This window comes from Sphingosinicella sp. LHD-64 (genome assembly GCF_031157375.1).
Classification (GTDB): Bacteria; Pseudomonadota; Alphaproteobacteria; order Sphingomonadales; family Sphingomonadaceae; genus Allosphingosinicella.
The window spans coordinates 1-11,009 of the sequence record NZ_JAVIFV010000004.1; the positions used below are offsets into that span (position 1 = coordinate 1).

Genomic DNA, 11,009 nt, shown 5'->3' on the forward strand with positions numbered 1-11,009 from the left:
TCGCCAGCCCCCTCGAACACCAGGTCGCCGCCGTCCACGTAAAGCAGGTCGTTGCCAAGCCCGCCAGCCAATTGGTCGCTGCCGTCACCCCCGTTCAAAACGTCGTCGCCGGCAAAGCCCAGCAGCGAGTCATGCAGCGCGGTGCCAACGAGAAAATCCGCTCCAGCCGTTCCGGCAATCGAAATCACGCCAGGAGCGAAGCCGAGATTGACCTGCGTCAAAGTGCTGGCGGTGACGCCGGACAGGCGGAGCAGCAGCGAATAGAACTCACCTTCTCCGCTCGCGTCGAACAGCAGCAGGGTATCTGCGCCGCTCTGCGCCAGGCGCAGGTAATTTGCCTCGAACGGGTTCACCGCGGGGTTCCACGGACCGCCGACCAGACTCCCGAGGAAAGACAGCAGATAAAGCTCGTCCCCGCCGCTTCCCGACTGGAAATCGGTGATGACGATGGTGCCGACCTGCAGGCCAGGCGTACCCGGAAGGTGCACGCGATCCGCACCCATGCCGAGCGTGATTGATGTGTTAACGGAGGCTGCGCCGAAGCTGACAATGTCTGAGCCTTCCCCGGCGTCGATCGTCACAGAGCCACCGCCAGAGACGGAGATGTGATCATCGCCATCACCACCCAGGATCGTGGCGTTGTCGGTTTCGGGTCTGAAGCTCCCCGACCGTCCGAAGAAGAAGAGGGTGTCGTTGCCCTCGCCGCCATCGATCAGCACATTCGAGCCGGGAGCCAGCAGCCACTGGCGGTCAATGAAGACCGAGTCTCGGCCTTCGCCACCGTAAATCCGGTCGTCTCCGTCGAGGAAATCGCTGATCTTGTCGTCGCCATTGCCGCCGTAGATCAGATCGCTGCCCAGCTCCCCGCTGATCTCGTCGTCCCCGTCCCCCCCGTCAATCAGGTCCGCACCAGCACCGCCGAGCAGCACGTCGTTGCCACCAAAGCCACGGATTATGTCGTCACCCCCCGTCGCGCTGCGTAAATCTTGCTCCGCAGTTCCGTTGATCTCAACCGCCGCCGGGGCGCCGTCGACGGCATAGCCCCCCAAATTCTGCGCTGTGAGCGAGAGTGCGTCGATACTCTGGAAAATAACCAGATCGGCAAAGGCATTGCCCGATCCCGCGCCGTCGCTGTCAAGTTGAAGCACCGCGTCAGCACCGCGCTGGATGAGACGAAGATGGCCTGTCAGAAACGGGTTGGCATCATAGGCCCACCCATTCGTCTTGAACGCGAGGAATTTCGCAAGGCTGATGGCGTCACCATTACCGCCTGCGGCGAAATCGGTAATGGTCACCGTGCCGGCTGGAGGCGAGTAGTTGGCAAAACTATCCACGACGAGCAGATCGATGCCCTGTCCAAGGGTCACGACAAAATCGGTCGGCCCCGAATGCGGCGGGCCGAATCCGTCACCGATCAGGTTGACTGTGACCAGGTCGCTGCCTTGACCCGCATCGATGACAACATCTCCTCCTCCGGAGGATCTGATACGATCAAATCCGTCTCCGCCGATCAGTACCGAGGTGGAAAGGGCGACGGTGAAGCAAGAATGATCGATTAAGTCGTCGCCCGAACCGCCATCCAAAAGCACATTTAACGGCGACGATGACGGGCCTGCAGAAAATCTAATCTCGTCATTTCCTGCTTCGCCATACATCCGGTCATTCGCGCCACCCGAAAACTCGGCCAAGAAGTCGTCTCCGGCACCGCCGAAAAACAAATCATCCCCTTCGCCTCCTTGCAGGGAGTCATTTCCATCGCCCCCCTGGAGCTCGTCATTCCCTGCCCCGCCGGTGAGAAAGTCACTGCCGCCAAGTCCGCGGATGAGGTCCGCCTCTGCGGTGCCATTCAAGGTGTCACTGCCACCCGTTCCAGTGATGACCGGCATCTATTCTTCTCCCCGCAAGCGCACGGCGCTGCCCCGATTTTCGATAGGCTAATAGACTATTGCGCGGAATCAAAGGGGATAGTGCCGCAACATCCCAGCGATAGCTTGCACTCCCGCTGCTCCCTTGCGCGTCGGGACAGTCCTGCCAACGCTTGGCAAGCTCTGCGCGCCGTTGCATGACAATTCGGGGATTTGAAACAGGGATGAGAGAGTGGCCGACGACAATCGGGCGGAGACGCCCACTTATCCTGTAAATGCCGTGCACATGATGCGCACCGCGCAGCTCGCGCAGCTGCAGCTCTCGGCGATGGCCGATACGAAGGCGAGCATCCTGATGGGCGCGACCTTCGTCATCTTCACCATCACGGTCAGCCAGGCGCGCGGCGGGGCGGCGCCGGTGCCGTTGCTCATCCTCGGCGCCGCGGCCTTCCTGTCGGCGATCTTCGCGATCCTCGCCGTCCTGCCGATGACCCGGAAGCGCAAGCCCGCGGGCGAGCCGAACCTCTTGTTCTTCGGCGTGTTCAGCCGGATGGACGAGGACGAGTTCATCGAGGCGATCACGGCGCGTCTGGCGAGCGACGACAGCATCTACCGGACGATGGCGCGCGACATCCACCAGGCCGGATCGGTGCTGCAGAACAAGAAGTACCGGATGCTGAGCTATGCCTACCGGATGCTGCTGCTCGGGCTGGTGGCGAGTTTCGTCAGCTATGTGGTGATCTATCTCACCTGATCATTTGAGCCAGCCCTGCTGGCGGTACCAGTCCGCGGTCGCCTTGAGGCCGGTGGGGGTGCGGATTTCCGGCGCCCAGAGCGTGGCGGGCGGCCGGGCCTCGGCGGTGACGACCCAGTCGGGGTGGCAGAAGTAACGGACGCGGTCGGGGGTGAGCTTGGCGCGGTCGCGGCGGACGAGGCGGTCGACCTGCGCGGCGCCGGCCATCACCATCTTCGGCACGGCGAGAGTCGCGGGCCGTTTTCCGAGAAGCCGGCCGAGCGTGCGGGCGAAATGGCGGTGCTCCCAGCCCTCTTCCCGGCCGTCGTCGGGTTCGTAGGTTTCGCCGACCGTCTCCGGCGCGTCGAGCAGGGCGAGGATCAGGCGGCAGAGGTCCTCGACATGGATGATCGAGAAATGGCCTGCAGGCGGCAGCGCGACGAAGCCGCGCCGGGCCATGCGGAACAGCTCGAACGTCTCGCGGTCGCCGGGGCCGTAGACGGCGGGCGGGCGCACGATCGTCCAGTCGAGCCCGGAGGCAGCAACGATCTGCTCGGACTTCGCCTTGGACCAGCCATAGTCGCTGAGTTCGGGCTCGCGCGCGGCAAGCGAGGAGATGTGGATGAAGCGCCGCACACCCGCGATCCGGGCAGCGTCGACCATGTGCGCGGTGCCGCCGGCGTTGACCGCGTCGAACGCGGCACGACTGGGACCGTTGATCAGGCCGGCGATGTGGACGACGACGTCGGCGCCTTCGCACAGGGCCGCGAGGGTTTCGGGCTGATCGAGCGTGCCTTCGATCCAGGTCACGCCCGTCTGCGCCGGCCGCGGACCGCGGGTGAGGGCGCGCACGTCGTGACCGGCGGACCGCGCGGCCTTCAGAAGATGCCCGCCGACGAAGCCGGTGGCGCCGGTGATCGCGAGAGTACGCGTCGCGCTCATAGCGGCGACCAGCCGCCTTCCTCCTCGTCGGCATTGGCGGCCGCGCGGTCGAGCTGGCCGATATGGGCGAGAAGGGCGTCGAGCACCTCCTCGACGCCATCGCCGGTCGCGCCGGAAACGGTGAACACCTGGGCGCCGGATTCCTCCGCGAGTTCGGCGGCCAGCGCCCCGGCCAGCTCGTCATCGATCGTGTCGCCCTTCGAGAGCGCGATCACCTCCGGCTTCTCGTCCAGTCCGGCGCCATAGGCTTCGAGCTCGTCGCGGACGGTGCGCCAGGCGGTGGCGACATCCTCATTGTTGGCATCGACGAGGTGCAGCAATACCCGGGTGCGCTCGACGTGACCCAGGAAGCGGTCGCCGATGCCGGCGCCTTCGGCCGCGCCCTCGATCAGGCCGGGAATGTCGGCGAGCACGAAATCGACTCCCTTGTGCCGCACCACGCCAAGCTTGGGGTGGAGTGTGGTGAAGGGATAGTCGCCGACCTTCGCCTTGGCGTTGGAGACGGCATTGAGGAAGGTCGACTTGCCGGCATTGGGCAGGCCGACGAGGCCCGCGTCGGCGATCAGCTTCAGGCGCAGCCAGACCCACAGCTCCTCGCCCGGCCAGCCGGTGCCGTGCTGGCGCGGCGCGCGATTGGTGGAGCTCTTGTAGCTGGCATTGCCGCGGCCGCCGTCGCCGCCCTTCAGGAGGACGATGCGCTGGCCCGCTTCGGTGAGATCGGCGAGGACATGCTCGCGATCGTCGTCGAGAATCTGGGTGCCGATCGGCACCTTGATGACGAGGTCCCGGCCGCCCGCGCCGGTCCGGTTCGAGCCGGCGCCGCCGGTGCCGCGCGGCGCCTTGAAATGCTGGGTGTAGCGAAAGTCGATCAGGGTGTTGAGGCCCTCGACCGCCTCGAACACGATGTCACCGCCCTTGCCGCCGTCGCCCCCGTCCGGCCCGCCATATTCGATGAACTTCTCGCGCCGGAAGCTGACCGCGCCGGGGCCGCCGGTGCCGGAGCGGACGTAGATCTTGGCCTGGTCGAGGAAATGCATCGGCGCGACTTAGTGTGCGACGGGCGGCGTGGGAAGGGCGTCAGCCCGCCGCCTTGCCCTCCTCGAACCGTTTCTGGGTCGCGATGAGCTGGCCGCGGGCCAGTTCGCGGGCCTTGCCGCGGGGAAGGCCGAGCGCGGTCGCCATCTCGTCGCCGAGCAGCGAGTCGCCGAGCGCGGCGAGGACCAGCCACAGCGTCATCTCGTGGACCGGCCTGTCCTCATGGCCCTCGCCCAGCTGGTCGACCAGGCCGTGGATCGCATCGAGCACCGGATTGAGCGCATCGCGGTTGCCGGACAGGATCATCCAGGCGGCGAGCGCGCCCGCACCCTCCCTGCCGAACGCGTCGAACGTGCGGTCGACGATCTCGATCGGATCGACCTCGCCCTGCCGGCTCTTGACCACCGCCTCGGCGATGCCGGCGCTGACACGCTTGCTGATCAGCGCGGCAAGCGCCGACTGAAGGCCTGCCGCCGAGCCGAAATGGTGGAGCAGGTTGGCGTGGGTCTTGCCGACCTCGGCCGCCACCGCCTTGAGGGTGACGGCCTGCGGGCCATGTTCGATCAGGAGGCGGCGGGCGGCTTCGAGTGCGGCGGCGCGACTCTCCTCAGGATTGAGTCGCTCGCGCTTTATTGACATCTGTGTAAGTATGAGGCATCTCCTTATCGAAGGAGATACAGGTATGAGTCGGCCCGGTACACCCGCAGACTTGACGATCACCCCGCGCGACCGCCGGTTCGGTCGGGGCACGACCCAGGCGCGCTGGTGGATGGGCGGCGATCCGGTCGCCACCGCCTTCTACAACGCGCTGTCGGCGACCTTCCCCAAGGGCGAGGGCTTCTTCGTCGAGAGCGTGCGGCTGTTCCGCGAAGGCGCGCCGCCCAAGCTCGCCGAGGAGATCAAGGCCTTCACGACGCAAGAGGTTATGCACAGCCGCGAGCATGTGCAGTTCAACAAGCGCGCGCTCGACGCCGGCTATGACCTGACCGCGCTCGAGGCCCAGGTCGACTATCGCCTCGCCGTCACCCGCGCAAAGCCGCCGATCGTCAGCCTCGCGGCGACGATGTGCCTGGAGCATTTCACCGCGATCCTCGCCCACGAACTGCTCAAGGATCCGCGCCATCTCGGGACGGCGGATGCCGAGAGCGCCGCAATGTGGCGCTGGCACGCGATCGAGGAGATCGAGCACAAGGGCGTCGCCTACGATACCTGGCTGCATGCGACGGCGCACTGGCCGCGCAAGACGCGCTGGAAGGTGAAGGCCAAGGTGATGCTGTTCGTCAGCCGCAACTTCATCGTCGATCGCACCCGGGGCGCGCTCGAGCTGCTGCGGCAGGACGGCATCACCGGACCCAAGGCCTGGGCGCGGATGTTCTGGTTCGCCTGGGTGCGGCCGGGCATGCTGCGCAAGATCTTCGGAGCCTGGCTTGCCTTCTTCCTGCCGGGCTTCCATCCCTGGAACCATGACGACCGCGCGCTGATCGTCCGCGAAGAGGCCGCCCCGGCGGCATCCGCTCCCGAAGCCTACGCCTGAACCTGCTTCCTCCCCGGCATCTGCCGGGGAGGAAACCGGACTAGGCCGCCATCATCTCGCGCGGTTGATCGGCCACCATCGTATCCGCGAGATCGAGCGCATATTCGCGGCTCGGCGTCTCGGCGCCGCGCCCGGCGCTGTAGCGTGGCCGGACGATGCCGGTCGGCCGGAAGCCGAGCTTGCACAGCACCCGGCCCGACGCCGGATTGTCGAGGAAATGGGCGGCGACCAGCCGCCTCACCCGCAGCGTGTGGCGGGCGTTGTCGAGCGCCGCACGGGCCGCCTCGGTCGCGAAGCCCAGGCCCCAATAGGGCCGGGCGATCCAGTAGCCGAACTCGGTCTCGCCTTCCGGAGTGGCGCCGAATCCGACGCCGCCGATCAGGCGCGGCGCGCCATGGGTGCGCAGGAAGACGAGGCTGGCAGGCTCACCGGCCGTGCGCTCGCGGGCGATGAACGCCTCGGCGTCGGCCGGCCGGTAGGGCCAGGGCGCCTGCGCGAGATTGCACACGATCTTCTCGTCGGCGATGGCCTTGAAGAGCGCCGAAGCGTCCTCTCCCCAGGCGGGCCGCAGCAGAAGTCTCGGGGTCCTCGCGAACATGTTCGTCTCCTCTCTTCCCCTGCCGCCGTCCCCTTGCCCAGAGCGGGTTACGGACCGGCGACATCGTCACGAGGGAGACAAGAAAAAAGGGAGAGGGGGCGGCCCTCTCCCTCGATTTTCGGGCATCTCGTCTCAAGAAGCCCCTGGGCCGTCCCTCGGTGGACAGCCCGTCATCGACTGTCCGTTTTATTCCGCCGCTTGCGCAATCATGTCCACACACACGTACTTGCGGCCGAGCTTGCCGTCGCGGAACGCCACGCGGCCGGCGGTGAGCGCGAAGAGGGTGTGGTCCTTGCCGATGCCCACGTTCGTGCCCGGATAATATTTGGTGCCGCGCTGGCGCACGATGATGTTGCCGCCGACGACCGTCTCGCCGCCGAACTTCTTCACGCCGAGGCGCTTGGACTGCGAATCGCGGCCGTTACGCGACGAGCCGCCTGCTTTCTTATGTGCCATGAGTCTTCTCTAGCCCAAATCTCGTTACCAAATCCGTTCATTCGCCCTTAGCAGCCGCGGGCTTCTTTGTCGAAGCCTTCTTCGCAGGCGCAGCATCGGTCGTCTTGTCCTCAGCCTTCGCCTTGGTCGCGGCCGCCTTCTTCGGCGGCTCCGCCTTGGCTTCCACCGCCGTGTCCGCGCCGCCCTTGGCCGGCGCCTCCGCCTTCGGGCCCTCGTCCTTCGCCGGAGCAGCCTTCTTGGCTTCCGCCTTCTTGCCGCCGATCGCGACGATCTTCAGGATCGTGTGCTGCTGACGATGGCCCTTCTTGCGGCGGTAATTGTGCCGGCGGCGCTTCTTGAAGACGATGACCTTCTCGCCCTTCGCCTGGGCGACGATCTCGGCCGAGACGGTGAGGCCGTCGGTCGACTTCAGCTCACCGCCGTCGCCGGCCAGCAGGACATCGTCCAGGGTCACGGTGTCGCCCGCCTCACCAGCGAGCTTCTCGACGACGATCTTGTCTCCGGCGGCGACGCGATACTGCTTGCCGCCCGTGCGCACGATAGCGAACATGGGCCTATCCAATAAGTTCAAATTGCTTGGCGCGCCGAGACACGTCTCCGCGCGGAAGGTGGGCTGCTACAGAGGGTGCGGGCGCCTGTCAACCGAGCGCGGCGCGCCGGTGGGGATTAATGCCGCCGTTCCGGGCGCAGGTTGTAGCGGCCGGCCTTGAAGCCGTCGAACAGGTCGGCGATCGCCGGATGGTCGATCGGCTCGCCGCCCTCATCGGCCAACAGGTTCTGCTGGCTCACATAGGCGATGTAGCTCGATTCCGTATTCTCGGCGAGCAGATGATAGAAGGGCTGGTCCTTGGGCGGGCGGATGTCCTCGGGAATGGCCTGATACCATTCCTCGCTGTTGGCGAAGACCGGATCGATATCGAAGACGACGCCGCGGAAGTCGAACAATCGGTGGCGGACGACATCGCCGATCGAGAAGGCAGCATGGGCGATCGGCGGCGCCGGCGGCGCGCCATCGCTCAAGGGAATGTGGTCGGTACGCGACATCAGACTCACTATGTAGGGCCTGGCGTGTCCGGCGGCAAGCGAGGCGGCGTTTCGACGTCGTTCGCGACCCCTCCGACAAATGCCCGGGACATGCCCTTCGACGTCGCTCAGGACAGACCCTTCGACGTCGCTCAGGACAGGCTTGGCAAGCCGGCCCGGGTAAGCTAGAGCGCGCGGCTCATTCGACCGGGCGAGCGCCCCACGGGGGCGGTTTCCTCACATGCGGAGAGGTGCCGGAGTGGTCGATCGGGGCGGTCTCGAAAACCGTTGTGCGGGTAACCGTACCGAGGGTTCGAATCCCTCCCTCTCCGCCATTCACGGGCGATCGTCCTCCGCGGTTCAGGTCGTGCCTCCGACACCCCCGTGCCCGGTCAGCCTCGCGAGCTCCCCCACTCCGATCGGTGGTGCGCACAGGAAGCCCTGATAGAGGGTGCAGCCTTCCTCGGCGAGGAGGCTCAGTTGGGTCTCGGTTTCCACGCCTTCGGCCACGACGTCGAGGCCCAGTGAGCGCGCCATGTCGATGACGCTGCGCACCACGATCCGGTCGCGCATCGAGCCGGCGATATCCTGGCTGAGGCGCTTGTCGATCTTGAGATAGTCGAGCGGCAGCGCCTTCAGATAGGCGAGATTCGAATAGCCCGTGCCGAAATCGTCGATCGCGACCCTGAGGCCGCCGCGGCGCAGCTCGGCCAGCAGTTCGGCGGCGCCGGGCAGATCCTCGATCAGGCCGCTCTCCGTCACCTCGACGGTGAGCCGGCGCGGATCGAAGCCGCTTTCTGCCACCGACGCCAGGAACTGCGCGGCGAAGCCGGGGCGCAATATGTCGGCCGCAGTGATGTTGACCGCAAGCCTGAGATTCGTCAGCGCCACCGGCCAGGCTGCGGCCATCCGGATCGCCTTGCGCTGCACATGATCGGACAGCTGGGCGAGATAGTCCGAGCGCTCGGCGACCCTGAGGAGCGTTCCGGCGCCAAGCTCGCCGTAGAGCGGATGATTCCAGCGGGCGAGCGCCTCCGCGCCGACGATCTCCCCGCTGGTCACCGCCACCTGCGGCTGGAAGAGGATTTCAATCTCGTCGCGGTCGAGGGCGCGCCTGAGGTCCACTTCCAACCGGTCCTCGCGCGCCGTCGCGCTTTCCGCGCCCTCCTCGAGGACGCGCACCGGCGCGCTGTCCGCGCCCTTGGCTTCGGCGAGTGCCGCGCTCGCGCGCCGCAGCAGCGCTGCCGCATCGTCACCGGACTGCGAAACGGCGACGCCCGCCCGGCTCGCGAGCGTGATGACGTGACCGCCCGACACGAAGGGCCGCCCGATCGCCTCGACCAGCTCGCCGGCGAGGAAGCGGCCGTCGCCGAGCGAGGCGGGGGCGGAGAGCAGCACGGCGAACTCTGCCCCCGCCATCCGTGCCACCACCCGGCGCCGGCCGTCATGATCGAGCACGCGCTGGATGCGACGCCCGACGGCCTGGAGCACGGCATCTCCCGTGTCGCGACCGAATGCCGCGTTGATCGCGTCGTAGCGGCTGACCGAGAGCAGCAGCGCCACCACCGGTCCGCCGCTATCCTCATCATCGAGGCGGCGCGCGAGCCAGGCGCGCGCACTGCGGCTGTCGGCGAGACCGGTCAGTGCGTCGCGGCTGCCCGAACTGCCACCCGGCGCGATCGTTTCGGCACGGCCTGCGATCTCGCCTTCGGGCAGCACCCGGACGTGATGGGCGATGCGCGTGTCCGCGCCGTCGGAATCGCGATGGGCAAACGCGGTCGCCTCACCGGTCGTGAGCACCCGGCTCACCGCCGATCGGGCGGCGCGACGGCCCTCGGGATCGAGCTTGCGGAACAGCTCCATCAGGCTGATCCGCCGCCCGCCATCCTCGCCGAGGCCTGCCTTGCGGGCGAGCGCGGCGCTAAGCTCGACGCTGCGCGAGCCCGGCCGCCAGCGCCAGGAGGCGGTTTCGCTGTCGTTCCGACGCGCCGCCTCCGACGACGGGCCGACGCGCTCGGCATGCCGCCGGGCGAATTGCAGCGCCTGGATCAGCGCGGCGTCGGTGAACGGGCTGACCAGGAAGTGGGTCGCACCAAACTGGTACATCTGCTCCAGCGCCTCGGCGTCGCCGCGCGACAACAGCACGAGCAGGGCGGCGGCGTTCGCCTCGGCGGCGTCGCCGATCGCCCGCATCGCCTCGACGCCCTCGCCGAGCGCGCCGCGGGCATCGACCACCGCCACCGCGGCGCCGGATGCCACGAAACGGGCCTCCGCATTGTCCGCCCGCCGGGCGGCGATCGGCTGCCATCCCGCATCCTCGGCAAGCCGGTTGAGCTCGTCGCGGTGGCGAAAGGAAAGGATGAACAACGGTGCGCCCATGGCGACGGTCTAGACAAGGTTGCGGACTCCGCCAATCGCCCGCCGCCGAACCAATCCCGTGCTGGTACATCCGTCACCCCGAATCCAGGCGTCCTCGCAAATAGGATTTGCCAAATAGGATTTCTGGTGTTCTCTATTTGTTCCTCATCGCGACTCGCGTCGAGTCGTATCGCAGGAGGAGCAAGATGACAGCACGAAGCAGATGGCTGGCCGCCGCCATGGCGGCCGCGCTGGCCGGGGCGGCCGCCTATGCCGCCGAGACGATCACCTACCGCTACGATGCGCGCGGCCGGCTGGTGAAGGTCGAGCATACCGGCTCGGTCAATCACAACGTCAACACGACCTATACCTACGACAAGGCCGACAACCGGACGAACCGGACGACGACCGGCGCCCCGTAGGCTTCGACGGAACGAACAGATCAAACGGGCGGCGCGGCGACGC

At 67.0% G+C, this 11,009-nt stretch carries 12 protein-coding genes and 1 tRNA gene; 4 read left to right on the forward strand and 9 right to left on the reverse strand.

Annotated features, from left to right (window positions below; translation table 11 throughout):
• A partial coding sequence (locus RCO27_RS13495) for a calcium-binding protein (protein WP_309003218.1) occupies positions 1-1,886 on the reverse strand: 1,886 nt, incomplete at its 3' end.
• A 211-nt stretch (positions 1,887-2,097) separates the two neighbouring features.
• On the opposite strand from RCO27_RS13495, the gene RCO27_RS13500 reads away from it, so the two are divergent.
• On the forward strand, positions 2,098-2,619 hold the full coding sequence (locus RCO27_RS13500) for a Pycsar system effector family protein (RefSeq protein ID WP_309003219.1): 522 nt from the start codon (positions 2,098-2,100) through the stop codon (positions 2,617-2,619).
• On the opposite strand, the gene RCO27_RS13505 is transcribed toward RCO27_RS13500, so the two are convergent.
• The 3 genes from RCO27_RS13505 to RCO27_RS13515 are packed head-to-tail and all read right to left on the reverse strand — an operon-like array spanning position 2,620 to position 5,214.
• On the reverse strand, positions 2,620-3,540 hold the full coding sequence (locus RCO27_RS13505; protein ID WP_309003220.1) for an NAD-dependent epimerase/dehydratase family protein: 921 nt from the start codon (positions 3,538-3,540) through the stop codon (positions 2,620-2,622).
• Positions 3,537-4,577, reverse strand: coding sequence for a GTPase ObgE (gene obgE / locus RCO27_RS13510; RefSeq protein ID WP_309003221.1), 1,041 nt, complete (start codon positions 4,575-4,577; stop codon positions 3,537-3,539). The genes RCO27_RS13505 and obgE overlap by 4 nt, the downstream gene beginning before the upstream one ends.
• A 40-nt stretch (positions 4,578-4,617) precedes the next feature.
• The gene (locus tag RCO27_RS13515; protein WP_309003222.1) at positions 4,618-5,214 is read right to left on the reverse strand and encodes a TetR/AcrR family transcriptional regulator; all 597 of its coding nucleotides are present in this window, start codon (positions 5,212-5,214) and stop codon (positions 4,618-4,620) included.
• Positions 5,215-5,257: 43 nt separating this feature from the next.
• On the opposite strand from RCO27_RS13515, the gene RCO27_RS13520 reads away from it, so the two are divergent.
• Positions 5,258-6,109, forward strand: a complete 852-nt coding sequence (locus tag RCO27_RS13520) for a metal-dependent hydrolase (RefSeq protein ID WP_309003223.1) — start codon at positions 5,258-5,260, stop codon at positions 6,107-6,109.
• A gap of 40 nt (positions 6,110-6,149) precedes the next feature.
• Here the strand turns inward: RCO27_RS13520 and RCO27_RS13525 are convergent, their stop codons facing one another.
• The 4 genes from RCO27_RS13525 to hspQ form a co-directional block, all read right to left on the reverse strand.
• Entirely contained in the window at positions 6,150-6,707 is a 558-nt protein-coding gene (locus tag RCO27_RS13525) for a GNAT family N-acetyltransferase (protein WP_309003224.1), read from the reverse strand.
• A 186-nt stretch (positions 6,708-6,893) separates the two neighbouring features.
• Positions 6,894-7,163, reverse strand: a complete 270-nt coding sequence (rpmA, locus tag RCO27_RS13530; protein ID WP_309003225.1) for a 50S ribosomal protein L27 — start codon at positions 7,161-7,163, stop codon at positions 6,894-6,896.
• Between the two features lie 37 nt (positions 7,164-7,200).
• Positions 7,201-7,713, reverse strand: coding sequence for a 50S ribosomal protein L21 (rplU, locus tag RCO27_RS13535; protein ID WP_309003226.1), 513 nt, complete (start codon positions 7,711-7,713; stop codon positions 7,201-7,203).
• A 116-nt stretch (positions 7,714-7,829) separates the two neighbouring features.
• Positions 7,830-8,207, reverse strand: a complete 378-nt coding sequence (hspQ, locus tag RCO27_RS13540; protein WP_309003227.1) for a heat shock protein HspQ — start codon at positions 8,205-8,207, stop codon at positions 7,830-7,832.
• Positions 8,208-8,431: 224 nt separating this feature from the next.
• Between hspQ and RCO27_RS13545 the strand changes: the two genes are divergently transcribed.
• A tRNA-Ser gene (locus RCO27_RS13545) sits at positions 8,432-8,521 on the forward strand.
• Positions 8,522-8,546: 25 nt separating this feature from the next.
• On the opposite strand, the gene RCO27_RS13550 is transcribed toward RCO27_RS13545, so the two are convergent.
• Positions 8,547-10,565: a bifunctional diguanylate cyclase/phosphodiesterase gene (locus RCO27_RS13550; protein ID WP_309003228.1), complete on the reverse strand. Its 2,019-nt coding sequence runs from the start codon at positions 10,563-10,565 to the stop codon at positions 8,547-8,549.
• A gap of 185 nt (positions 10,566-10,750) precedes the next feature.
• Between RCO27_RS13550 and RCO27_RS13555 the strand changes: the two genes are divergently transcribed.
• On the forward strand, positions 10,751-10,966 hold the full coding sequence (locus tag RCO27_RS13555) for a hypothetical protein (RefSeq protein ID WP_309003229.1): 216 nt from the start codon (positions 10,751-10,753) through the stop codon (positions 10,964-10,966).
• The last annotated feature ends 43 nt before the right edge of the window (positions 10,967-11,009 follow it).